A 23,287-nucleotide genomic window follows, 5' to 3' on the forward strand; every position below is an offset into this window, starting at 1 on the left:
ACGGGAGCGGAATTTGAATCCCTGGAAGACGAGCGACGCGAGTCTTCCTCTGGTTCAAATTCCGGCCTAGACTTTCGGCGTTTTTCACGCTTCGTTCCCGTTCTCAGAACCGTGACGGTCGGGAGCGCTACCGTTCACGACACGGGAAGCGAGAACGCGACGCAACTGTGTTCGGCACCTGAACCGTGCTTTCGCCGATTCGGCCGTGAAAATAGTTTTCCCCTCCGGTCGCCATTCTATACTATGGCTGACGAATCCGACCCGGACGAGGACGTATCGTCCGACGCGTCCGCGTCACCTGAAGCACAACTGCCGCCGCCGGAGGTTCTGGAACTCGACCCGGTGTACGAGGCACTGGGACACCCCCGACGGCGCTACCTGTGTTACACCTTGCTCGAAGACGCGGAGTGGTCGCTGACCGATCTGGCGACGAAAATCGCCGCGTGGGAACACGATGTCCCGGAACACGCCGTAACCAGGGACCAGCGCCAAGAGGTATACATCTCGCTGTACCACGCCCACATCCCGAAGTTGGCCGACGAAGGCGTGATTACGTTCGACGAAGCGACCGAGCGGATTGAGACCGCCGAACACGCCGAGCAGGTCTTGACCGCGCTCGAAGGGATGGGTGCCAGTCTCGACGTGAATCAAGAAGTGCACGCACGGAGTGATATGAATGAGTAAACGGAGTGACGACGGAAGCGTGGGCGGAGATGACTTCAGCAGTGCCGATACGCACTGGTCGCAGGCAGCACAACGTTACTACGAACCCGGCGGAACGGGGGAACTGACGACCGCAATCGTGTACGCAATCGCAGACGCCCAGGAGGTGTCGCCAAACGAGTTGCGCGGGCGTCCGCTGTACGAGTCTGTGGACGTTCCGGCGATAGAAGATGCGTTCTTCCGACCGGACGGACGCGGGGACTCCCACCACGGCGTCGGGTCCGTCGAGTTCCGGTACACCGAGTACCTCGTGAAAGTCCGGAGCGACGGCTGGGTGCAGGTGTACGAACCGACCGAACCGGACCGACCGTAGACGCATACTCCGGCGCTACGCCGTTCTCACACGCCGGCCACACATGCCCTCAGTCTCCTTCTCGACCGATAGCACGCCGAAGAGAGTCCGGACAGCCGGTCCGCCGTGCGCCGTGGTTTCTCGGCTGGCCTCTGCCCTGGCCTCGGGCTTTTCGACGCGAGAGCCCTTCCGACGCCGAGTGGCCGCTGTGGCCGGTGCTCTCGGCTCGGGGCAACTACTCTCGGTCCGGTTCCTCGGCGAGTGCGGTCTCGCGCAGCCGCTGGGATTCCTCGCTGTCGGCCGTCAGTTCGGGGACCGGCGTCGGCTCCCCGTCCTCGATTGCGACGAAGGTCGCGTAGGCGCTGGTCGTCTCCTCGGTGTCGCCGGTGTGTGGGTCCTCGCGGGCGACTTCGATGCGAACCCGGACACTGGTCCGGCCCGTAGCGTAGGCGTAGGACTCGATGAGCGCGGTGTCGCCGATGGGGATTGGGCGCTCGAAGTCGACGCGGGACATCTGGGCGGTCACGCAGGACGCCCGGGCGGCCCGCATGGCCGACATCGCGCCGATTTCGTCCATCCACTTCATGACGATGCCGCCGTGGGCGCTCTGGTAGTTGTTCGCGTGAGTCGGCTGGACGCGCTCGCGGTTGACGATGTGCGTGTCGGCGATGCTCGGCATGGCTCTCCGTAGAACGTGTCCCGGGAAAACGGTGTGGTGGGTCGCTGGCGGCGGCCCACTCGGTCACGCACCCCGCCGTCGCCGTGATAGCCTCGCCGGACGACGGCGTCTCTACCGATGTTACCCGGTGAACTGGTGGTATTCGAGGCCTTTGTGCTTCATCTCGTTGTGCTTGCGTTCGAGGAACGAGTAGACGGAGCCATGCGGCGCACCGTCCAGAATCATCTCGGCGGCCTCTCGCACGGCGTCGACCTGCTCGGGGCCGCCGATGATGCCAAGCGTCGAGCCGTAGATGACGACGGCCGCGCCGGAGAGTTCCTGCATGAGTTCCCGCGTTCGGCCGCCCTCGCCGATGAGGCGGCCCTTCTGGCGGCGGAAGTCGTTCTTGTTGCGGGAGGCGGCCTCGATGTCGATGAGTTCGAACATCATCATGTCGTCGTCCAGCAGCGCCAGCGCGTCGTCGGGCGCGAACCCGCGGCCGATGGCCTTCACGATGTCGGGGCCTTTCAGCGCCGTCACGGGGTCACCGACGGACTCGACTTTCACCGTGCCGTCCTCGGAGTCGATGTCCAGCCGGACCTCTGCGCGCTCCTCGATTTCGCGCATGGTCTCACCGCCTTCGCCGATCAACACACCGATACGGTCCTGCGGAATCTTCACGTGTTGCATAAGTATACTACCTCGTAGGAGGTTCTGCCTGTTTAAAACTTCGGCAGTCGCGTAACTGACAAATGTGGCGGTGACTCCGTCGTTACTCGTCGTCGCGGCGGTCGGCCGGCGTTCCCTGTGGCACGGCGTCGTCGTCGCTGCCCGGCGCGGTGTCGTCTTTGTCTTTGGGCGTCGCGTACTCCTTGACGTACGCGAGCAGGGCCTCGGGCGTCGCGTCAACGCCCTGTCTGGCGAAGAAGTTCGCGACGTTGCGACAGTCCCGTTCGAGGAACTCCTCGGCGTTGGGGTGGTGAATAGTCACTGCCTGTCCGAGGTCGATGATGTATAACTGCCCCTCGTGGAAGACGATGTTGTACTCCGAGAGGTCACCGTGGACGAGGCCGGCGTCGTACAGCCGGCGGGTGTACTCCTTGACGACCTCGTAGGCGGTCTCGGGGTTCTCGATGTGGACCTCGCTGAGGCGCTTGCTGCGGCCGTCCTCCGTTCCGAGATACTCCATCACGAGGACGTTCCGCTCGACAGCGATGGGTTCCGGCGTCCGGACGCCGGCCCGGCGGGCACGTTTGAGATTCGATGATTCCTTGCGGACCCACGCGGTGACGACCTTCTTTTTGTCCGAACCGATGCCCTCGAAGCGGGGGTCGCCGTCGAGATACCCGCGCATGTCCTTGAAATCGGAGGCGTTGATGCGGTACACCTTGACGGCGACCTCTTTGTCGCCCGACAGCGCCGTGTAGACGTTTGCCTCCTTGCCGGTCGAGATCGGGCCACCAAAGGCGTCGATGTGGCCGTCCTGGACGAGCTTGTACAGCGCGCCGTAGGTGGCGTCGTCGAAGACGCTGGCCTCGACTTTGAACTGGTCTGCGTCCTTGATGCGCTCGCGGAACTCGCTGAACTCGCGGTCCCGCTTGCGGGCGATTTTGTCGGCCTCCGTGTCGGAAACGTCGACCTCTTCCCACTCGTCGCCCGGCGAGTCGACATCGTCCGTATCGAGCAGGCCGAACTGCCCCTCGGTCACGCTTGTGCCTCCGTCGAGCCCGCGGCCACGTACATATCAGGCTACTCCTGGATGTGTCCCTCCTCGCGTAGTTGGTCGGCGTCCTGTTTCTCATAGCGCCACGTGATGTCGGCCTTCTCGTCTTGCCAGTCCCAGGGCTCGACCAGCACAACGTCGTCCTCGCGTATCCAGATTCGCTTTTGCATCTTGCCTGGAATCCGGGCTGTGCGTTCGACGCCGTCCATACAGCGTACCTTGACGCGGTTCGCGCCAAGCATGTCCATGACGACGGCGAACACCTCGTCCTCTTCTGGCATCCGCAGGTTCTTTCTGCTGTCGTTGTCGCTCATATCCGATACTTCGACGGGGAGAGGTTTAAGGTTTGGAAAAGCTGGACCGAGAACGGGGTCCGTGGCCCCTGACATGGGGTGGGACAGATGCTGGGACCTACCGAAACCGAGGTCGTGGCCGTCAGTCAGCGCCGAGACAGCCGACCCACGCGCAGTCGGTGCAGGTCTCGATGCCGTTCGCCGTTGTCGTCTCGCCGCGACAGCCCGGGCAGACGGAGCCGACGGGCGTGGCTTCGGCTTTACTCGTCGGTTATGATGTCGGCCGAGAGGCCCTGTGCCATCTCGATGTCCTTGGAGTTGTTCAGCGTCCAGGCGGTGCGTTCGGTGACGGCCTCGATGACTTCGCGGCCGCTCGGGAGGCCGTTGCCGGACTTCTTGACGCCGCCGAAGGGCAGATGGACCTCTGCGCCGATACACGGGAGATTCCCGTAGGCGAGGCCGATTTCGGCCTCGTCGCGGAACTGATTGATCTGTCGGTAGTCCTCGGAGATGATCGCGCCGGCGAGGCCGTAGTCGACGCTGTTGTGCATCTCCAGCGCCCGGTCGAAGTCACCGGAGTACTCCAGTAGTGCGACGTGGGGGCCGAACACTTCCTCGTTGATACAGCGCAGGTCCTCGTCGTAGTCGATCTCGTAGACGAACGGGCCGACCCAGTGACCGTTCTCGAAGCTCCCGCTTCGCTCACTGTCCGCGGCCTCAGCCGCGCTGTCCTCGTGGCCGTCGGGAATCTCCTCGGCACCGAGATCGGCGCGGTCGACGAGCACGTTCGCCCCCTCCTCGCGGGCGAGGTCGTTGTAGCGGTTGAATTTCTCGACCTGATCGCTCTCGATGAGCGGCCCCATGAAGGTGTCTTCCGCCAGCGGGTCGCCGACGGCGATGTCTTCGGCCACGTCGACAAACCGCTCCTTGAACTCGTCGTACACGTCCTCGTGGACGATGAGCCGCTCCGAGGAGACACAGCGCTGGCCGGTCGTCTTGAAGCTGGACATCACAGCCGAGTGGACCGCGATGTCGAGGTCTGCCTCTTCGGTGATGACGACAGCGTTTTTCCCGCCCATCTCGCAGGCGGCGATCTTGCCGGGCTCGCCGCCGACCTTGGAGGCAATCTGGTGGCCCACTTCGGCGCTGCCGGTAAAGAGGACCGTCTCGACGCGGTCGTCCTCGACGATGGCGTTGCCGGCGTCGCCGTAGCCCTGCACGAGGTTGAACACGCCGTCGGGGATGCCCGAGTCCTCGAACATCTCGGCGATGATATGGGCACACCACGGGGTCTGCTCGGCGGGCTTCCAGACGACGGTGTTGCCCTCGACCAGCGTGACTGCGAGATGCCAGAACGGGATGGCCACCGGGAAGTTCCACGGCGTGATACAGCCGACGACACCCTTGGGCTTGCGTCGCATGTAGGCGTCCTTGCTGGCAATTTCCGAGGGAACTACATCGCCGTGGGGATGGCGGGCGTTGCCGGCGGCCCACTCGACCATGTGCCAGGCCTCGGTCACGTCGGCCAGCCCCTCGCTTATCTCCTTGCCACACTCCATGGTGACGATTTCGCCGAGTTCCTCGTGGCGGTCGCGCAGTTCGTGGTAGATGTCCCAGAGGTACTCGGCGCGGTCGATGTACGACAGCGAGCGCCACTCGTCGTAGGCGTCTTCGGCCGCGGCCAGCGCGCGGTCTACGTCGTCCTCGGTCCCGCGATGGAACGAGGCGAGTGCCTCGCCGGTTGCGGGGTTCTCGCTCGTGAACGTTTCGTCGCCGGTGCCTGTCGTCCAGTCGCCGTCGATGTAGTGTCGCCGTGAGTCGTCTGCACTCATATTCGGTACTGTACGCTAGCCATACCAATAGATTCCCCCGCCCATGGTCGCACCCTGGACCTATTATGTCAGGACCGCCCGAGCGGCAAACAGCGCGTTCTCCTTGCGTTCGCGGACGCGGCGGTAGAAGTACGAGAACCACTTGTCGCCGTAGGGGATGTACTGCCACATCGGGACGCCTTCCGCGGCGAGCTCGCGCTGGGCGTCGTCGCGGACACCCATCAACATCTGCACCTCGTAGTCGGTGCCGTACTCGTCGTGGAGCTTCTTCGCGTAGTCTATCATCGCCGGATCGTGGCTGCCGACGGCGATACCGCCTTTGAACTCCGAGAACATCAGTTCGAGACAGCCCCGGTAGGCCTCGTTGACGCGCTCTTTCTTCTTGTAGGAGATCTCCCTGGGTTCGGAGTAAGCCCCCTTGACCAGTCGGACCTTGCCGGGAAGCGGGGCGAGCCGTTCCAGGTCGTTCGGCGTGCGCGTGAGGTTGGCCTGCGTACAGACGCCGACGCCGCCCTCGTGTTCCGTGACGACCCGCTCGTACGCGTCGAGGGTCACGTCAGTCGTCGTATGGTCCTCCATGTCGACCCAGACGAAGACGCCGCGTTCGTCGCCCGCCGCGACGATGCGTTCGAGATTCTCGACGAACACGTCGTCGCCGACATCGAGGCCGATCTGAGAGGGTTTGACCGAGATACAGCAGTCCAGGCCGCTTCTGTCGAGCTCCTCGATCAGTTCGATGTACTCGTCGGCGTCCTCGTCGGCCGGCTGGCGCTCGTCGTAGTGTTCGCCTAACAGATTCAGGATGCCCTTGATGCCGTCCTCGTTGAGCGAGGCGACGTGGTCGAGTGCTCCCGGCGCGGTCTCTCCGGCGACGAAATTGTTCGCTATCGGTGGTATCATTATCGAATCGACGCCGCTGTATGAGTCTAAACGGATCTCTGCCTAAAAGGTCACTCAAGATTTACTTGAAACCAAGCGAGACACGGGGGACGCCAGCTTTGAACCTACACCATCGGGATGGTGGACTGCCTCCGGGGCTCGCTGTCCGCGTTCAGGCGGCGAAACCAGTGCGGGACGGAGATTGCGCTGGACGATGTCAACGCCGCCGTTGTGGTCGTCGGCCGAGCGCGGGCGTAGTGCCGGAGGACAACACAGAAAAGCCCCCCTCGCATATCGCCTGCCAATGACGGTGATGCTCCCGACCGAGGCCGACGACTGGGCCGCTGCGTGGCGCGACCGGATCAACGAACGGGACGCGTTCGCTGACACCGCCGACGGCTTCACCGCCGCGTTCTGTTTCGAGATCCGCGCCGACGACGCTTACGCCGGTGCGCCGATACAGTTCTCGGTCGTCATCGAAGACGGCGTCTGTACCGCCGCCGGGACGGCCACAGACCCTGAATACGACTTCGCGTTCCGTGGCCCCTACAGCCAGTGGGTCACAATGTTGCAGGGCGACCTCGACATCTCCGCCGCAGCGATGGACGGCACCTTCGATGTCGAGGGCGACACGATGCGGCTGCTCCGCCGCCAGGACACCATCGCCGAGATGGTCGCGGCGGCACAGAACGTCGACACCGAGTTCGAGCACTGACCGACGGGCTTTTGTCCGCCCGCTTGGCCTACACGGGTATGCTCGACAAACTCGGTGCGGTTGGTATCGCCGGCATCGTCGTGTTGCTCGCCGGCATCGGTCTGGTCGCGTGGCAGGCACCTATCGTCGCCGCCGGCATCGCCCTGGTTGTCGGCGGCCTCGGACTGGTCGTCTACGGTCTCGTCACGACGCTTCTCGGCGCGTTCGGACTCGGCGGCGGGATGGGCGGGATGGGCGGCGGTGGAATGGGTGGCGGTGGCGGCGGAATGCCCTGACCGCTAACAGGCCGTGTCTGCGCCGACATCGAACTCGAACCGCGCCCCGCCGCTTTTGGCCGCTGTGATACGCACCGCCCAGCCGTGCGCCTCGGCGATTGCGCGCGTGATATAGAGCCCGAAGCCGGTCCCGTCAGCCGTCTGGGACGCGCCCGGATCGAACACCCACTCCCGGATATCGGGATCGATGCCCCGACCGTCGTCCTCGATTGCGAACCCCTCGGGCGTCGCTTCGACGCGAACCGTCAGATGTGGTCGGTCGCCGTCTTCGCTCTCTTCGTCGGCGGCGGGACCGTGTGTCACGGCATTTGCGAAGACGTTCTCGAACAGCCGCAGCAGCCGGTTCTCGTCGCCCTGGACCAGTATCGACGGCGGCTGGTCCAGCACTGCCCTGTCGGTCTCGACGTGGCTCCATGCAACTGTCGCCACGTCGGCGAGATTGACCGTCGTTTTCTCGGTCGCCAGTGTCCCCTCTCTGGTCGCGGTCCGCAAGTCGTCGATAATCGATTCTAACCGCTTTAGTCCGTCTCTGGCGGCTTCGATGTGCTCCGATGCGGTCTCCTGGGCGGCCAGTTCGAGGTGTCCGCTCGTGACGGCAAGCGGCGTCCGGAGGTCGTGTGCCAGCAGGTCGGCAAACTCCGTGAGCCGGTCGTTCTGGCGCTGGAGGTGCCACGCCTGTTCCCGACGCTCGGTCACGTCACGGCCGACGCCGCTGAACCCCTGTATCGTCCCGTCCGCCGCCGTGAGAAGCCGGCCGGTGAGTTCGAACCGCACCACGCCCTCCGTCGTCTCGGCCCGCGCCTCGACGGTCGTCCAGCCCTGGTCGAACACCTCGGCGATGGCCGCCTCGACGGCCGCGCGGTCGTCCTCAACGAAGAACTCGGTCGGAGCCATCCCCGCGAGCTCGTCGTCGGTCAGGTCGAACAGCTCGTTCAATCGGGCGTTCCAGTACGCGAGCTCGCCGTTTGCGTCGTAGACGTAGAAGACATCGTCGAGCGTCTCGATTGCGGCCGACAGGACACGGCACCGGTCTTCCATGCTGCTGAAACGCCGCCGAGGAATATAACTACTCAGTTCGGACCGTCGCCGACGCTGACAGGTCGCCGTCCGCCGGCCGCCGCTAGTGTTCGCTCGTCGGCCGGTCGGCGCGGTGTTCACTGATAATCTGGTCGACCATCTCGGCGTTCTGTTCCTTCCGGCGGTCGGCGGCCCGCTCCTCCCAGTCCTCGATTGCCGCCTCGATTTCGCCTTCGCGGGCGACGGCCAGTTCGTCCACTTCCTGGACGGTGACCATCTCCGCCGGCGCGACGGGGATGTCGTTCTCGAATAGGACCTGGTCGGCCACATCCGAGAGGTTGCCGTTCCGGAGGACGATTTTGGGATCGATGTCGGCCAACTGCTGGGCGGTCGACCGGCCCGCGCCCGATGCGTCCCGGAACATGACGATGTCGTCCTCGACGAGGCCAAAGCGTTCATCCGCGTCGGCGATGGCGTCTCTGGTGAACTGCTCGACTACCTTGACCGGCGTCAGCCCCTCCTGTTTCTCGGACACGTCGGCGAAGTTCGAGTGGTCGAGCTTCCACAGCGCCTTCAGCCGGTCGAGCTTGTCGGCCAGCGCCTCACGTTTCTCCTCCTCCTCCTCGACCTTCCGTTCGAGGGCCTCGTTGCGCCGCTGGAGCCGCGTCACCTCGCGGTCCTTCCGGACTTCACGCCGGCCCTCGCTGCGGGCCTTCTCCAGCTGTTTGTCCTTCTCGGAAAGCTGGTCGTCCTTGCGCTGGATGGTCTCTTTGAGGTCGTCGACGTGTGACTCAAGGCGCTCGATGCGGGCGTTCAGCCGCTTGATTTCCTTCTCGTCGTCGGTGAGTTCCCTCGGCTCGTGGGCCGTGGCGTCCTCGTCCTCACCGTCGTCGTCTTCGAGGTCCCGAAGCACCGTCTCGACGCTCTCCTCGCCGGCGACGACGCGGTCGATGACCGGTCCCACGTCGTACTGCGGCGGGACCTTGCCTGCGACACGCTCGAACTGGTCGGCGTGGTGGTCGAAGGCGTAGAGGGCGGCAGCCATCGCGTCCCGTTCGTGGTCGTTGTCGTAGGCTTCCTCCCGGGTCCGGTGTTTCTTTTCGTCGACCGGGAGGTCAGTGTCCGGTTCCCAGCCCGCGGCGCTAAAGGAGCGCCGGAGCTTCTCGACGGTCTCGGGCATCGGCGTCACGTCGGCGGCGACGACGACCGGCCGCCCGCGCTCGATGATCCACTCCGTCGTCGCGGCAGCGTCGTCGGTGCGTGAGGAGTACACGTCTAACACGGTCCCGTCGAGGGAGACGATGGCGACGGCCGTCGTCGTCCCAGGGTCGACGCCGACGACGACGTGGTCCCGGCGCTTCACCAGCGGCTTGAACTCGATGCCGTCCCGTCGCTCACGCTCGATTTCGACCCGCGTGTCGCCCGAGCGCGCCCGCGATACGGGGATATCCTGCGGTCGCGCCGAGACCTGAAACACGGCGTTGGAGAAGCCGCCGTACTTCTCGGTCACGTCTCGCTCGTACTCTAAGCCGGCGGCGTCGAGTTCGGACTCGATTTCGCGTGCCCGCTTTCGGACCGCGCCGTGGATACGCCGCGTGTAGCGGTCCTCGGACCAGCCGCCCTTGCCCGTCGACCGGCCCCGTGAGACCTTCACCTCCGTCGTGTCGGTGAACGCGGACACCTCCTGGCCGACGTTGGCGGCGGCCAACCGGGCCGCGGCCTCGGCTTCTTCCATCGGGTCCTTGCCGTAGGGAACGCCGTGGCGCTTGGCGACCCGCGACAGCGGCTCCGGCTGCTCGTCGCCGGTCACCTGCACCAGTTTCGTCTCGTCTGGAAGCGAGCCGAGCACGTGAATCAGGGCGTCCTTGTCCTCGGCGAGTTCGTACATGTTGTCCGTCGCGACGATGGCCGGCTTTTCGTCCTCGATGCGCCGGCGGAGCTTTCGCCGCGAGACCACATCCCGCTCGACCGATTCCCCGTCGAAGACCACCAGCGCGTACGAGGGCGCGTCGCCGCGCACGTCGCCGCTCTGGATGTCGACTCCAAAGACGACCGCGTCGAGCGCTGCCGTGCGGTTCACGGAATACGGTAGGCGACGCGCGATTATAAATCCGTTCCGGGCTAGCAAGGTGGGACTGGCTTGGTTACGCTATGGCGACTTCGAACAGCCAGAAAGCCCCCGACCCATCAACTCCCGCGCCTCGCTTCGCTCCTCGGTCGTTGCACTCCCTGCGGTGCTTGCGTCGTCGGGGTTCGTTGATGGGGCGGCCCCTTTCGGTCCCGCCCAACATAGATTGTTCAACTGGCTTTCTGGTTCGGGATTACCGACCCAACATCTCTTACCGGGGCGCTCCCACAGCCCACTATGAGTACACCTCGCTGCGCCACGAGCGCCACTCCGGAGGGCGGTCGGGATGCCCTCTGAAAGGGAGAAGATGGTCGCAGGAGAGCCCTACGACCCGGGCGACCCCGAACTCGTCGCCGCCCGCGAGCGGGCGAACGAACTCACCCGAAAGTACAACAAGACCGAGCCAGGGGAGACCGACACCAGACGGTCGCTCACCGAGGAGCTGTTCGGCACTGTCGGCGCGGACTGTCACGTCGAACCGCCGTTCCGGTGTGACTACGGCGACAACATTCACGTCGGCGATGGCTTCTACGCGAACTTCGACTGCGTCGTGCTGGATGTCTGTCGGGTCACCATCGGCGACGACTGCCTGCTCGGGCCGGGCGTCCACGTCTACACCGCGACCCATCCGCTGGACCCGGACGAACGACGCAGCGGCGTCGAGTACGGGAAACCCGTGACCGTCGGAGATAACGTCTGGATCGGGGGCCAAGCCGTTATCAATCCGGGCGTCACCATCGGCGACGACGCCGTTATCGGCTCCGGCGCGGTCGTCACCGACGACGTTCCCGCAGGCGTCGTCGTCCAGGGGAACCCCGCGTCGGTCGTGCGGGAGATCGAGGACTGACGGTCCGGCGTCCCAGTCACGGCAAAGGATCGCGCCCGTCGCGGGGTTCTTCGCTCCGGGGCACGTACTGACTGTATGAACACCACAACCGAAAACAGCGTTCGAACGGTCGAGACGCGGGCGGAACTCGACGACGTGCTGGCGAGGGCCGACCGCGTGCTGGTGATGGTCCGGACGACCGGCTGTACCATCTGCAAGTCGATGGAGCCGATACTCGACATCGCCGCGAAAGCCACCGACGCCGCAGTGGTCGTGTTTAATCCGAAGACCGATCTCGACGCCGTCGAAGCGTTCGAGGTCCGGAGCGTTCCGACGTTCCTGCTGTTTGCCGACGGGGAATTGCTCGACCGCCGCGCTGATGGCTTCGTGCCGGCCGAGGAGTTGATACAGTTCGTCGAGGACCCGTCGGTATAAGCTCGTCCTCCCGGGTTGAATTGTCATACTGAGAAAGTGTTATCACACCGGTTGTCGAAACGGTCCGTTGATGGCCCTCCAAATCGGCTCCGCCCTCGAAGAGGCGGGGTACCGGCTGTTCAGTCGTACCGGTGCGATACTACTCGCGGTGTTTTTCGCCCTGATGATCAGCTTTCAGGCGCTGTTAAACACGATTCTGGCGACGACCTACACCAGGTTGGGGTACGGGGAAATCGCCGCGGCCCTGCCGCTCACCCTCGATATCTCGCTGTCCATCGCCGGTGCCGGTGTCGCCGTTGGCATCGTGGTCTCGCTGTATCTCACTATCGTCAGCTTCCGGACGTTCGTCGCCGGAGCGCGCGATAGCTTCCCCGCGGGTGCGTTCACGCGGAACGTCCCGCTTGCGATGGTGAACGTGCTCGTCGGTGGCATCGTCTACGGCCTGCTCGTGTTCATCGGGTCGCTCCTGCTGTTCATCCCCGGCATCTTCGCGTACGTCGCGTTCATCTTCATGATGCCGTACGTCATCGTCGAGGACCGGAACTTTATCGCGGCGCTCAAGGAGAGCTATCGGCTTACCGAGGGCGACCGGCTGGCACTGTTTGGTCTGCTGTTCATCGTCGTCGCTGCCGCGGGGTTCCTCGGCGGTGTGATCGGACTTGTCGGGGCGCTGGCGCTTCCGCCGTCGGCCGCGCAGTTGCCGACCGTCGTCATCCAACCCCTGGTGTCGCTGTACAGCACCGCAGTCATTGCAGTCGCGTTCGAGCAACTCCGGTCGGCTGACGGGACGCCGCCGTCGGCCCCGAGCGAGGCCGACACGTCGACGACGACGGTCTGAGCGGAGCGCCCGACTCCGTCGTCCCCGTTCGGGACCACAACGTCCTTCTGCTGTATCGTGACTGTCTTGTCCGTCCAGTCTCCTACCGCGAGCAATGCGACGGCATCGAGTCGGGACGAGCATCTACGCCGGCGTGCTGTTTGTCGTCCTCGGGGTACTCGCGTGGGCGAGCGGCCAGCCGTTCATCTTCCCGAGTCTCGGCCCCTCGGCGTTCATCCTCGCGTTCCAGCGTGACCGTGACCGGACGGTGCTGGGCAGCGTCGTCGTGAGCCATCTCATCGGCGGCGTTGCGGGGCTGGTCGCGTACACCCTGCTCGCAAGCGGCGTCTCGCTGGTCGCGGACCCGGCCGCGTTCTCGATGGACGGCCTCCGTCTCGTCGCGAGCGCGACGCTCTCGATCATCGCCACGAGTTGGGGGATGATCGCCACCGACACAGTGCACGCGCCCGCCTGTGCGACGACGCTCATCGTCTCGCTGGGGCTGCTCTCGACGCCACTGCAGGTCGCAACCATCGTGGTCGGCGTGGGTATCCTCGTCGCGTTCCACGCATTCGTGCTGTCTGCGTATCACCGAGCTATCGGTTCGACCCGACCGGGAGTCGTCGATGGCTAACGGTATCTACTGTGGCTCACTCGTCCGGTAGTTGGACGGTCAGCACCGGCACCGGTGATTCGCGAACGACAGTCTCAGCGACGCTCCCGATGAGATAGTGGTCCAGTCCCGTCCGTCCGTGGGTCCCCATCACGACGAGGTCCGCTGGAATCTCCGTGACCGCATCGACGATTTCGGTCTTCGGGACGCCCTCTCGCCGTGTGGTTTCGACCGAAACGTCGTCGGGCAACTCGGCGACAGTCGTTTCGATTGCTGCCCCAGCACGCTCGCGCTCTGCCTCAACCCACGCGTCAGCCGAAAGGCCGCTTGACGGACTCTCGAACCGGTTGCGGGTGTCGACGACCGAGAGTACGTGGACCGTCGCGTCGAACCTGCCTGCAATCGTTCCGGCGTGTCTCGCCGCCGCCTCGATACCGTCGCTGCCGTCGGTCGGTAGGAGAACAGTGTCGTACATCGTCTTAGAAACCACCCGTTGCCATCAGGAACAGCGCGGCGGCGATGACTGCGAACAGCCCGCCGACAAATTTCTTGATGGTGCCGGTGTCCAGTGCGGTCGAGACGTACGGCGCGATTTGGCCGCCGGTGACGGTCGCGGGGACGGTCCAGACGACCATATTCCACGGCGTCGACGCGAGGTCGATGGAGTGTGCGCCTGGAACGAGGCCGCCGCCGAAGACGTGGACCAGCGAGGCGAGGACAGCCGTCAGCGCCACGACGATGTGGTTTGTGCCGATGGCGACCCGGACGGGGACCTCGGTCCGGAGCATCGAGATGATGCCCAGTTCGCCGACGCCGAAGCCGGCCAGCCCCTGGAAGATGCCGCCGATGCCGTAGTTCGCGAAGCGTTCGAGATAGCCGCCGCGCGTGTAGTCGTAGTCGTTGCCGTCGCGGTCGACACGTGTAACGGTGCCGTTATCGGCCGTTTCGACGCCGGCCGGTCCGAGCTTGTTGGCGTCGTCAGGAAGCGTCGCATCGCCACCGTCCGCTGACACATTGGGGTCACTGTCGTCTGCTTCGCCCGGGTCCTCGTGGCCGAGATCGGCCTTGAAAAGCAGATACGATGCCGCCAGCAGGGCGATCCCGAGCAACGCGTGAAACAGCGGTTCCGGGATGACGAACGAAAGCAACGCGCCGGCGATAACAAACGGCACGCTTCCGAGGACGAGACTCAGCGCCAGCCGTCGATCGACGAGCCCGTACTGGATGAACGCGAGTGCCGAACTGGAGAGGCCGAACGATTCGCTGATAAGCCCGACCTTCACCAGTGTCTCCGGAGTCAGCGTCTCCCCAGCGAGCAGCGGGAAAATGAAGATGAGAAACGGGACGAACAGCGCTGACCCGCTGATACCGACCGTGTTGACGATGGTCGCTCCGATGACGAAGGCGATACAGAGCCACCAGTACTCGAACCAGTAGCCAGCTCCCGTGTCCGTTGGTGTCGGTGCGATAGTGTACACACCGACGACGAACAGCAGCGGTGCCAGAAACACGAAGACGTGCTGGTACTTGAGAAACCCCTTCTGGAGTCGACTGGACGGTGACGACGTGGTCATTGACGCGTGAACGCAGAATTGTGAACTATTGCTTAAATCCCTTGTTGTCTGCATCCATATTAAAAATAATTACAAACTTTCGCTACAGAACGCAAAAACGCAAGACTGGTCGACTGTCCTAATATCCCTAATATTTATTTCACACCCCGTGGTAACATACAACGTTATGAGTTTTCCAGAGGGACCAATGGAGTCTGGCGGCCGGTCGAGTTATGATGAAGACGCTCCTGCCGACACTGCGGACACAACTGGACTCTTTGGAGCCTTGCGACGGTTCTCGAAGCGGTGGTCCCGTCGCTACGTCGAGATGCGGGTCGACGCACTCGACAGCCGCCGGGACTAATCGGTTCGATACCTCAGTCACGTTCCGAGAAAACAATATACAGCCACTCCGACAGCGATAGGTATGGATATCGCCAGAATCGCTGTCCACGAGTCGGTCGCGAAGGCCTGTCCGCTGGAATCGATGGTCGCCGCACTGGAGGGATTCGGCGTGCCCGTCGAAGCCGTCGGCGACGACGCGTCCTTCGACACCGGCGACTGCGTCGTCACGTTCTCCCCGCGGGACGCGTTTCTGGACGCCGCCTGGGTCCACGGCATCCGGGCGGGCTACGACGAGTTCGACGTTGAGGCCTACGAGGCAACCGGGACGGCACTGACCAACAGCACTGGCATCCACGGTGACACCGTCCCGGAAACCGTCGTCGGCTTCCTGACGGCGTTTGCGCGCCGCCTCCACGTCTACCGGGACCGACAGCGCGACGGCGACTGGACGCAGGAACCCTACGACGCGCCGTTCACGCTCACCGGCGAGCAGATGTGTGTGGTCGGCCTGGGAACCATCGGCCAGGGCGTCGCCGACCGGGCCGACGCGCTGGGGATGGCGGTCGTCGGCGTTCGCCGCTCCGGCGACCCCGCCGAGAACGTCGAGCGCGTGTACACGCCCGACGAACTGGACGCCGCCGTGGCTGATGCCCGTTTCGTCGTACTGTGTTGTCCGCTCACTGAGGAGACCGACGGCATGGTCGACGCCGCGCTCCTCGACGAGATGCGGACTGACAGCTATCTCGTCAACGTCGCCCGGGGACCTGTCGTCGTCGAAGAGGCGCTGCTGGCTGCGCTCGACGACGGAACAATTGCGGGTGCGGCCCTCGATGCCCACTGGGAGGAGCCGCTACCCGAGACCCATCCGCTCTGGGACCACGACTCGGCCATCGTGACGCCACACGTCGCCGCGTTCACGAACCGGTATCACGAGGATATCGCGGCCCTCGTTCAGGAGAATCTGGCACGGATCGACCGCGGTGAATCACTGCGGAACCGCGTCGCGTGATGGCCGTCCGCTCGGACGGTGTAGCTTCGTTCGCCGCTCAGGTGCTTTCGACCAGCCGTTCGAGTTGCTCTGGCGGAACTGCGCCGCGGGCGGCGTGCCCGTCGTAGGCGAACGTCGGGACGCCAGTGATGCCCTGGCGCTGGGCCGCCGTGAACTTCTCGCGGACCTCTGACCGGAGGGTGTCGTCTGCAAGCGCCGACCGGATTTCGTCGCCGTCGACGCCCGCATCGGTAGCCAGATCGACCAGCAGATCCTCGTCACCGATGTTCTCCCCGTCCTGCCACAGGGCGTCGAAGATAGCCACGTCGAAGGCCAGCCACGTCTCGTAGTCGTACTGCTCTTTGACGTAGTAGGAGGCGATCTGGGCGGGCAGCGAGTCGATGTCGGTGGCGATGTCAAGGTCCATCTCGACGCCGTACTTCTTCTGGAGCCGGCGCACGCCCTCTTTGGCCTGCTCGTAGTAGTCCTCGTCCTTGCCGTCGTCGACGGAGTGGTCGATGGAGCCGTCGGGGTTGCGCTTCCCGCTCCGGAGGTCGAAGGGCTGCCAGTCGATTTCCAGTTCGTCCTCGCGTGTCGACTGGTACTGCGTGAGCGATTCGCGTCCGAGATAGCAGAACGGGCAAACGTAGTCCGAGAAGACTGTGATCTGCTCGTTCGATTGTGTTTCACTCATACGCCCGGATATGCGTTGCTCGCGGTTAAACGCAGCCACCGTCTGTGCCGGGTCCGTGCACACCCGCCCAGGGATCACTGCTGAGACTGTCCCAGATCTATATAGATATCATAGCAACGAATTATGCCACGGCGCGGTCCATCGATACCGACGTGGACGCCTCGAACGACGACGGTGGTCGGATGGCCGGAACTGCTATCGAGAGACACTACTGCGGAGCCTGTACGGCGAACACACAGCCCGGAGGGACGCTATGACCCGACTGTGGCGGCTGACGCGCAATCGATACGGTCGGACCGTCTACGACACCCTCGCCCGGGCGGGCGTCACGGCGACGTGGATGTACGAGTACACCCGGTCGCTCGCGGAACAGATACCCGCTTCGACTGACTCCCCGGTATCCATCGAACGCTGTGACCCGGCCCGGGTCGCGTCGCTGGACCCGCCGGCAGACGACCTCGTTGCGGGCGAGGACGTTTTCGCCGCCGTCGTGGACGGCGAACCAGTGGGCTACCTGTTCTGTTCTGTCGGGGCGACCCATCACATCGCGCCGTTGGACCGGCGGTTGTCGTTCGACGGCGCGTACATCAGGCGCGTGTTCGTGGACCCGGATTGCCGGAACCGCGGGGTCGCAACGGCGATGGTCGCCGCGGCGTGTCGACACGTGGCCGACGATGGGGCGGCCGAAGCGACGGCGCTGGTGGCACTCGACAACCGTCCGTCGCGGGCGCTGTTCGAGCGACTCGGATTCCGTGCGACCCGTGCGAGGCGCTACGCTGCCGTCGGCCCGCTCTCGTGGCGGTCAGTCCGAGACCTGTGATTCCGGTCTCCAGACTGCTGGATAGCCGAACATAGCTATATAGAATACTACTAAGTAAATAATTCTCAGGCAAGATTTATACTTTGAACGGGCGACGATCCAGACGGGTCGATGACCGAGCCACTGCGAGAAGCGATACGGGGCGTCTGGAACCGCGTGGACCTCGCCGACCGACGGGTCGCTGATACGGTCGACCGGACGGATATCGTGGGCCGACTCACCGGTGCCGACTACATCAGCCTCGCGGCCCTGTTCGTCGGCTGGGGGAGCGCGCTACTGTTTTCTCGGGGTGAACCCAACTGGGGTATTCTGGTGATGTTCGCCGCGTTCTTCCTCGATAAAGTAGATGGCTGGTACGCGCGGCACACGGGTACCTCGTCCCCGTTTGGCCGGCAGATCGACTCGTTTATCGATATCTTCGCGTATCTGCTCCCCGCGGCGCTCCTGTATCACGTCTCACTTGCACCGTCGCCGTTTGCGAGTCTCGTCGTCGGCTTTCTCCTCTTCGCGTTCGGGGGACTCAGACTGATTCGACACACGAACGAGGGATTCGGCTCCGACGGTGGCGACAGTTACTATCACGGTACGACGGTCGTTCACACGAACCTGCTTGTTGTCTCGAACTACTTCCTCGCGACGTTTGTGGGGCTGTGGAACGGATGGGTCGCCGGGGTACTTGTGGGGCTGGCCTGTCCGCTAATGGTGTCTGACTACAAGGCGTACAAGACGGACCTCAGCCACGCGCTGGCTGCTGTCGTCGCGCTGGTGGCGGGTGGCCTGGCGCTGGCGCTGGAACTCGGATACGTATGACCGGTCGGTCGGAGTCGCCGGGTGAGCCGACCGGCCGGACGGTCCACACCGATACGCACCTCCACACGGCTGCCTCCTACGACGGGTGTACCATGCCCGAAACCCTTCTTTCGCGTGCGAAGGCCGAGGGGCTTGACGCCGTCGTCGTCACCGATCACGACACGGTCGAGGGCGCAAAGATCGCCGCCGACCTGGCCGAGGACCTGCTGGTCGTCGTCGGCTGTGAGGTCTCGACTGCTGACGGGCACTTGCTCGCGCTCGGGGTGGACGCGGCTCCCGAACCGGACAGACCGCTCGTCGATACCGCCCGTACTATTCAGGACCGCGGCGGCGTGGCCGTCGTTCCGCATCCGTTCCAACGCTCGCGCCACGGGGCCAGCCGCACGGCTATCGACGGCGTCGACGGCATCGAGGTGTACAACGCACACGCACTGACCAACATCCGGAACAGGCAGGCGACGCGGTTCGCACGAACGGCGGGCTATCCGGCCTTTGGCGGAAGCGACGCCCACCGCCCAGGCGGCATCGGCCGCGCGGCGACGGCAGTCGACCTCCGACCCGGCGAGCCGCTGACGACCGACACAGTACTCGCGGCGATGCGGGCCGGGCGAACGGCTGCCGTCCGGCAGTCACCGTCGCGGTCGCGCTACATCTCGAAGGTCGTCGAGAACGCCACCCGGAAGACGCTGACACTGTTCTGACTGTGACGCCGAACCCACCCGACGGCGACCCGACGCGGTTCTTCAGGTCGAAAGCAGCACGGCGTGACGCCATAGTGCGGTCGCTGACGTTACTCGGGCTGTTCGCTGCCCTGGCTGTTGGCCTTCATACGGCCGCACCACGCCTGTTCGACCCGGTGTGGCTGCGGCGGCAGCTCGCGGCTTTCGGCGCGTTCGCTCCCCACACGTTCGTCGCCCTGCAGACGCTTCAGGTACTCCTCGCCCCGATTCCGGGCCAGCTTCTCGGCGGTGTCGGGGGCTACCTCTTCGGGGTCCGGGCCGGAACGGCGTACAGCCTGCTCGGCGTCTGTCTGGGGAGTGCAGCAGCGTTCACACTCGCCCGCCGCTACGGCCGGCCGTACGTGGAACGGGTGACGCGGCCGGAGACGCTCGCGCGGTGGGACCAGTTCCTCGCCCGGAACGGCCTGGTCGGGCTGTTCGTCCTCTTTTTGCTCCCGACGTTTCCCGACGACCTGCTCTGTTTCGTCGCCGGCATCTCGGACCTGCGGCTGCGGACCTTCCTCGCGTTGGTTGCTGTCGGCCGAGCGCCGTCGTTCCTCGCGGCGTCGTACGCCGGCGAACGACTGGCCGGCGGCCACATCGGCACGTTTCTTGCCGTCGTGACTGCGCTGGCGGTGTTCTCGCTCGCCATCTTCGTCTTGCGGGACCGAGTGATGTCCGCGCTTGGCAGCTTCGGACCGAGCGAGTGAGACCCGGTTTTTCGGTCTGTTTCACCAACCGCAAGCGGCCACATCCTGTACTGCCACTATCTTCTCCCGCACCTCGATCGGTGTGTCGGCGCGTGGTCGTCCGAACAGCGCTGTCTGACGCAGTATTTATGTCTACTGAGACGAAGGTAGCCGTCAGTACGACTATGATGGCGACGACACACGCGTTCATGACGGTCGCCATCGCCGCGCTGGCCGTCCCCGCGCTTTCGGAGTACGCCGCTCCGCCGCTGGTGCTCGCGGCCGCGTTTGTCGGCGGCCTCGCACCCGATTTCGACATGCTCGCCAGCCACCGGAAGACGCTCCATTTCCCGGTGTACTTCCCGGTCCTGGCGGCCGGAGTGCTGAGCGCTGGGTTCGCTGCGGGGTCGACACCGCTGGTCCTCGCCGGCGTCGCTGTCGCCGCGGCAGCGGTCCACTCGCTTTCGGACGTGTTCGCCGGCAGCCCCGAGGCCGAGCCCTGGAACCCGACGACGGACATCGCGGTGTACAACCACGCCCTCGGTCGGTGGCACCGGCCCCGCCGGTACGTCCGCTACTCCGGGGCACCGGAGGACTTCCTGCTCGCGGCGGCCTGTGTCGCGGTCGCTGTGCTCTCGCCCGCGACGGGCGTCTGGGCCGATAGCGCCCTCGTCGCTCTGCTTACCGTCACCGGGCTGTACACCGCTGCGCGCAAGCACTTGACGACAATCGCAGCGACTGCCCGGTCGCTTCTCCCGGTGTGGGTCCCGACCGTGTCCGTCACGGAATCCGAACACGGCGGATCGACACTCACTATCCGGTTCCGATAGTTCGATGCCGCTCCAAGCGGGCTGTCTCAGCCGCTACCCGTCGTTTTTGACCGCTCCCTGGACACTCTCGACGCGCTGGATGAGGTCGGCAGCATCCGCTGCGAACAGCAGCACACGCCCGTCGATACCCACACCTTCGCGGCCGACGACGGCGATGGGCGTCTCATCGCTGGTCTCCAACGCTCGGGTGACGCCCCACTGTGCCGTGTCGTCGTCGGACACCGAACCCGGCCGCTCGCTGGGGTCGTACACAGCGGCGGGGCCGTCCAGCGACGACAGCGCGCCCTCGATGGCATTAGTTAGCCGGCAGTCGACTGCGAACCGGAGTTCCGGGGCGTGTTCTCGGGCGGCCAACAGGGCGCGCGCCACCGTCGTCGACACGCCGAATCGGACACCGCGGTTCGGCCGCACGCCGTCCATCGTGCGGTCGATACGGCCCTCGACGGCGGCGACCGCGTCCGGCGTCTCCGCGTAGGGCGTCGCGCTGGCGACGGTCATCCCTCGGTCGGGGACTAGCGGCGATACGTCCGCATCGACGAGCGCCGACACAACCCGCTCGACGGCCTCGCTTGTCGACCCTCGCGCGGCGTCGTTGCGCGTCTGGACGAGGTGGTGGACCGCGCCGGGTCCCTCGCCAACATCGACGTTGTACCGGACCGCGCTCGCAAGCAGGTCGATACCGCTTCCGACCGCCGTCGACAGGTCGTCGCCGTGGGCCAGCTGTGTCGCGATAGCCGAGGAGAGCGTACAGCCGGAGCCGTGGGTGGCCTCGGTGTCGATGCGGGCGTGGCGGAACGTCGTCACGCCGTCGTCGGTCACGAGAGTGTCGACGACATCGTCGCCCGGGACGTGGCCGCCCTTGACGAGCGCGCTGTCGGCCCCCATCTCGACGAGGTCCTGTCCCGCTCGCTCCGCGGCCTCGGGGTCGTCGATATCGCGCCCGGTCAGGACGGCGGCCTCGTCGGCGTTGGGCGTGACGACCGACGCTTCGGCGATGAGGGACTTGTAGGCGTCCTCCGCTTCGGGGGCCAGCAGGCGGTCGCCCGATGCCGCTACCATTACCGGGTCGACGACGAGGTTCGGCAGGTCGGCCGCGTGGTCGACGACCAACTCGATGACCTCGCTCGTTGCGAGCATCCCCGTCTTGACCGCGGCCACGTCGAAGTCCTCGATGACCGCCTCGATCTGGGCTTCGATTTCCTCAACCGGAAGCAGGTGCTGACCCTGTACGCCCGTGGTGTTCTGTGCCGTGACGCTCGTGATCGCGCTGGTCCCGAAGCCGCCACAGGCCTCGATCGTCTTGAGATCGGCCTGGATGCCGGCCCCGCCGCCGGAGTCGCTGCCGGCGATGGTCAGCACGACTGGCGGCGTCACTGGGGCGTCCGCTCGTGTCATACTCGATGGCTCTACCGGCGGCCACAAATCGGTGCTGATCTCTCAGCTGGATTATATTGACCGGCAGAATCCTAGTATGCTAATAATACACTATATCACATTTGAGAAACGCTTATGTATCGCTATGCCGGATGTGACCCCGTACCACAATGGAACCAGCGTCGCGCGATACTACCGATTCCGACGAGCAGTACGGCAGCTTCACTACCGGCGGCGGCGATGTCGTCGTCTATGACACCGAGAACCCGACCGCGTGGCTCCAGTCGAGCTATGCGGTACAGGTGGGCTGCTCCTCGGAGCGAAATTCGGCCTGATTTTTTATCCGACCGATATCATCGCGACTCCGACGATAGCGAGCCCGGCAGCGGCCAGGCGAGCGCGAAAATGTGCTTCATCGAGGATGACAGCGCCCAGAATGACAGCGACGATAGCCTGCCCGTTGACGATGGGCGAGACGATACTCGCCGGGAGCAACTGGAAGGACAACAGCACGATGTGGTTCGCGTAGGCGACGAACATCGCCGCGACGACGAACTTCGGGAGGTCCCCGCGCCACCCCGGCGGGACCTGGTACCGGAGTGCGAGCGGAGCCATCAACGCGGCGATACCGACGGCCATCACCGGGATGTACGTCGTCGGTTCGATGGACAGCTCCTGCATCAGCACTCGCTTGCCCACGTCGACGAACCCGAACGCCGCGGCCGACAGCAGCGCCAGCTGGGCGGGCCGGGACTGCCATGCCCGTTTAAGCGGGGCCAGTAACGCCGTCCCCTGCCAATTGGCGACGTAGACGGCCGCGGTCGCGACGACGACGCCCCCGACCTGCAGCGGCGAGAGGTGCTGGCCCAGCAGGCCGACTTCCAGCGGCAACACGAACACGGGGACGATTTTGCTGATGGGCGAGACGTAGGAGACCTCGCCGACCCGAATCGCCCGAAAGAGGGTGAGCAGCCCTATCGCTGTCACCCCCGTCACGGCGAGAACGGCTGCGAGGACGTTGATGCGATTCCCCGCCGGAAGGAAGGGTTCGCTGCTGAGGAAGACGATCGGGAAGTACACGACGGGAACCAGGCTGTATGTGAGCAACAGGAACACCGGCGACGGGTATTCGGTGAACCACCGCTTCATGACGAACAGGTACACCCCGAACACCAGCGCGGACAGGACGGCGTACGCGATTCCGACGTTCACGGTTGACAACCGCTGGCCGACCCCAAT

General features: G+C 64.8%; 29 protein-coding genes. 16 read left to right on the plus strand and 13 right to left on the minus strand.

Annotated features, from left to right (window positions below; translation table 11 throughout):
- The first annotated feature begins 243 nt into the window (after positions 1–243).
- A complete protein-coding gene (locus Harman_RS09260) occupies positions 244–684 on the plus strand; it encodes a DUF7344 domain-containing protein (RefSeq protein WP_137683509.1) in 441 nt (146 codons plus the stop codon).
- Positions 677–1,036 carry a HalOD1 output domain-containing protein gene (locus Harman_RS09265; RefSeq protein WP_137683510.1) on the plus strand — a complete coding sequence of 120 codons (360 nt, stop codon included), beginning with the start codon at positions 677–679 and terminating at the stop codon, positions 1,034–1,036. Before Harman_RS09260 ends, Harman_RS09265 begins: the two co-directional genes overlap by 8 nt.
- Before the next feature lie 214 nt (positions 1,037–1,250).
- On the opposite strand, the gene Harman_RS09270 is transcribed toward Harman_RS09265, so the two are convergent.
- The 6 genes from Harman_RS09270 to Harman_RS09295 form a co-directional block, all read right to left on the minus strand.
- Positions 1,251–1,694, minus strand: coding sequence for an acyl-CoA thioesterase (locus Harman_RS09270; protein ID WP_137683511.1), 444 nt, complete (start codon positions 1,692–1,694; stop codon positions 1,251–1,253).
- 120 nt (positions 1,695–1,814) lie between these two features.
- On the minus strand, positions 1,815–2,363 hold the full coding sequence (locus Harman_RS09275) for a KH domain-containing protein (protein WP_004516100.1): 549 nt from the start codon (positions 2,361–2,363) through the stop codon (positions 1,815–1,817).
- Positions 2,364–2,445: 82 nt separating this feature from the next.
- Entirely contained in the window at positions 2,446–3,381 is a 936-nt protein-coding gene (rio1, locus tag Harman_RS09280) for a serine/threonine-protein kinase Rio1 (protein ID WP_137683512.1), read from the minus strand.
- 41 nt (positions 3,382–3,422) lie between these two features.
- The gene (gene eif1A, locus Harman_RS09285; RefSeq protein ID WP_004516096.1) at positions 3,423–3,710 is read right to left on the minus strand and encodes a translation initiation factor eIF-1A; all 288 of its coding nucleotides are present in this window, start codon (positions 3,708–3,710) and stop codon (positions 3,423–3,425) included.
- A 239-nt stretch (positions 3,711–3,949) separates the two neighbouring features.
- Complete coding sequence (locus Harman_RS09290) at positions 3,950–5,521, minus strand: aldehyde dehydrogenase family protein (protein WP_137683513.1); 1,572 nt, start codon at positions 5,519–5,521, stop codon at positions 3,950–3,952.
- A 63-nt stretch (positions 5,522–5,584) separates the two neighbouring features.
- Positions 5,585–6,421, minus strand: a complete 837-nt coding sequence (locus Harman_RS09295) for a proline dehydrogenase family protein (RefSeq protein ID WP_137683514.1) — start codon at positions 6,419–6,421, stop codon at positions 5,585–5,587.
- Between the two features lie 283 nt (positions 6,422–6,704).
- On the opposite strand from Harman_RS09295, the gene Harman_RS09300 reads away from it, so the two are divergent.
- Positions 6,705–7,115, plus strand: a complete 411-nt coding sequence (locus tag Harman_RS09300; RefSeq protein WP_137683515.1) for an SCP2 sterol-binding domain-containing protein — start codon at positions 6,705–6,707, stop codon at positions 7,113–7,115.
- Positions 7,116–7,153: 38 nt separating this feature from the next.
- On the plus strand, positions 7,154–7,390 hold the full coding sequence (locus Harman_RS09305; RefSeq protein ID WP_137683516.1) for a DUF7470 family protein: 237 nt from the start codon (positions 7,154–7,156) through the stop codon (positions 7,388–7,390).
- A gap of 3 nt (positions 7,391–7,393) precedes the next feature.
- On the opposite strand, the gene Harman_RS09310 is transcribed toward Harman_RS09305, so the two are convergent.
- Positions 7,394–8,428, minus strand: a complete 1,035-nt coding sequence (locus Harman_RS09310; protein WP_137683517.1) for a sensor histidine kinase — start codon at positions 8,426–8,428, stop codon at positions 7,394–7,396.
- A gap of 82 nt (positions 8,429–8,510) precedes the next feature.
- On the minus strand, positions 8,511–10,487 hold the full coding sequence (locus tag Harman_RS09315; RefSeq protein ID WP_137683518.1) for a DUF460 domain-containing protein: 1,977 nt from the start codon (positions 10,485–10,487) through the stop codon (positions 8,511–8,513).
- 334 nt (positions 10,488–10,821) lie between these two features.
- Between Harman_RS09315 and Harman_RS09320 the strand changes: the two genes are divergently transcribed.
- From Harman_RS09320 to Harman_RS09335, 4 genes are all read left to right on the plus strand, one after another.
- Positions 10,822–11,382 (plus strand): sugar O-acetyltransferase, encoded by a 561-nt coding sequence (locus Harman_RS09320; protein WP_137683519.1) that lies wholly within the window; start codon positions 10,822–10,824, stop codon positions 11,380–11,382.
- Between the two features lie 75 nt (positions 11,383–11,457).
- A complete protein-coding gene (locus tag Harman_RS09325; RefSeq protein ID WP_137683520.1) occupies positions 11,458–11,796 on the plus strand; it encodes a thioredoxin family protein in 339 nt (112 codons plus the stop codon).
- Between the two features lie 70 nt (positions 11,797–11,866).
- Positions 11,867–12,634 (plus strand): hypothetical protein, encoded by a 768-nt coding sequence (locus Harman_RS09330; protein WP_137683521.1) that lies wholly within the window; start codon positions 11,867–11,869, stop codon positions 12,632–12,634.
- A 94-nt stretch (positions 12,635–12,728) separates the two neighbouring features.
- Positions 12,729–13,247 (plus strand): HPP family protein, encoded by a 519-nt coding sequence (locus tag Harman_RS09335; RefSeq protein ID WP_137683522.1) that lies wholly within the window; start codon positions 12,729–12,731, stop codon positions 13,245–13,247.
- Between the two features lie 16 nt (positions 13,248–13,263).
- Here Harman_RS09335 and Harman_RS09340 read toward each other — a convergent pair whose 3' ends face one another.
- Together Harman_RS09340 and Harman_RS09345 are read right to left on the minus strand one after the other, a co-directional pair.
- Complete coding sequence (locus tag Harman_RS09340; RefSeq protein ID WP_137683523.1) at positions 13,264–13,701, minus strand: universal stress protein; 438 nt, start codon at positions 13,699–13,701, stop codon at positions 13,264–13,266.
- A 4-nt stretch (positions 13,702–13,705) separates the two neighbouring features.
- Complete coding sequence (locus Harman_RS09345) at positions 13,706–14,800, minus strand: sulfite exporter TauE/SafE family protein (protein ID WP_137683524.1); 1,095 nt, start codon at positions 14,798–14,800, stop codon at positions 13,706–13,708.
- A 166-nt stretch (positions 14,801–14,966) separates the two neighbouring features.
- Here Harman_RS09345 and Harman_RS21230 point away from each other — a divergent pair, with 166 nt between their 5' ends.
- Positions 14,967–15,143, plus strand: coding sequence for a hypothetical protein (locus Harman_RS21230; RefSeq protein ID WP_160140680.1), 177 nt, complete (start codon positions 14,967–14,969; stop codon positions 15,141–15,143).
- Positions 15,144–15,206: 63 nt separating this feature from the next.
- Entirely contained in the window at positions 15,207–16,133 is a 927-nt protein-coding gene (ddh, locus tag Harman_RS09350; protein ID WP_137683525.1) for a D-2-hydroxyacid dehydrogenase, read from the plus strand.
- Between the two features lie 37 nt (positions 16,134–16,170).
- Here ddh and Harman_RS09355 read toward each other — a convergent pair whose 3' ends face one another.
- The gene (locus tag Harman_RS09355; RefSeq protein ID WP_137683526.1) at positions 16,171–16,806 is read right to left on the minus strand and encodes a DsbA family oxidoreductase; all 636 of its coding nucleotides are present in this window, start codon (positions 16,804–16,806) and stop codon (positions 16,171–16,173) included.
- 253 nt (positions 16,807–17,059) lie between these two features.
- Here Harman_RS09355 and Harman_RS09360 point away from each other — a divergent pair, with 253 nt between their 5' ends.
- The 5 genes from Harman_RS09360 (at position 17,060) to Harman_RS09380 (ending at position 20,674) form a co-directional block, all read left to right on the plus strand.
- Entirely contained in the window at positions 17,060–17,626 is a 567-nt protein-coding gene (locus Harman_RS09360) for a GNAT family N-acetyltransferase (protein WP_137683527.1), read from the plus strand.
- A 111-nt stretch (positions 17,627–17,737) separates the two neighbouring features.
- Positions 17,738–18,436: a CDP-alcohol phosphatidyltransferase family protein gene (locus tag Harman_RS09365; protein ID WP_137683528.1), complete on the plus strand. Its 699-nt coding sequence runs from the start codon at positions 17,738–17,740 to the stop codon at positions 18,434–18,436.
- On the plus strand, positions 18,433–19,137 hold the full coding sequence (locus Harman_RS09370; RefSeq protein WP_137683529.1) for a CehA/McbA family metallohydrolase: 705 nt from the start codon (positions 18,433–18,435) through the stop codon (positions 19,135–19,137). Before Harman_RS09365 ends, Harman_RS09370 begins: the two co-directional genes overlap by 4 nt.
- A gap of 2 nt (positions 19,138–19,139) precedes the next feature.
- On the plus strand, positions 19,140–19,865 hold the full coding sequence (locus Harman_RS09375) for a TVP38/TMEM64 family protein (protein ID WP_137683530.1): 726 nt from the start codon (positions 19,140–19,142) through the stop codon (positions 19,863–19,865).
- 128 nt (positions 19,866–19,993) lie between these two features.
- Positions 19,994–20,674 (plus strand): metal-dependent hydrolase, encoded by a 681-nt coding sequence (locus tag Harman_RS09380; protein WP_235007181.1) that lies wholly within the window; start codon positions 19,994–19,996, stop codon positions 20,672–20,674.
- A 33-nt stretch (positions 20,675–20,707) separates the two neighbouring features.
- Here Harman_RS09380 and thiD read toward each other — a convergent pair whose 3' ends face one another.
- A complete protein-coding gene (gene thiD / locus Harman_RS09385) occupies positions 20,708–22,069 on the minus strand; it encodes a bifunctional hydroxymethylpyrimidine kinase/phosphomethylpyrimidine kinase (RefSeq protein WP_200830866.1) in 1,362 nt (453 codons plus the stop codon).
- Positions 22,070–22,218: 149 nt separating this feature from the next.
- Between thiD and Harman_RS21500 the strand changes: the two genes are divergently transcribed.
- Positions 22,219–22,383 (plus strand): DUF7331 family protein, encoded by a 165-nt coding sequence (locus Harman_RS21500; RefSeq protein WP_200830867.1) that lies wholly within the window; start codon positions 22,219–22,221, stop codon positions 22,381–22,383.
- Between the two features lie 4 nt (positions 22,384–22,387).
- Here the strand turns inward: Harman_RS21500 and Harman_RS09390 are convergent, their stop codons facing one another.
- Positions 22,388–23,269: an EamA family transporter gene (locus Harman_RS09390; RefSeq protein WP_137683532.1), complete on the minus strand. Its 882-nt coding sequence runs from the start codon at positions 23,267–23,269 to the stop codon at positions 22,388–22,390.
- Positions 23,270–23,287: the final 18 nt, after the last annotated feature.

The organism is Haloarcula mannanilytica (genome assembly GCF_005406125.1).
In the GTDB taxonomy this organism is placed as follows: domain Archaea; phylum Halobacteriota; class Halobacteria; order Halobacteriales; family Haloarculaceae; genus Haloarcula; species Haloarcula mannanilytica.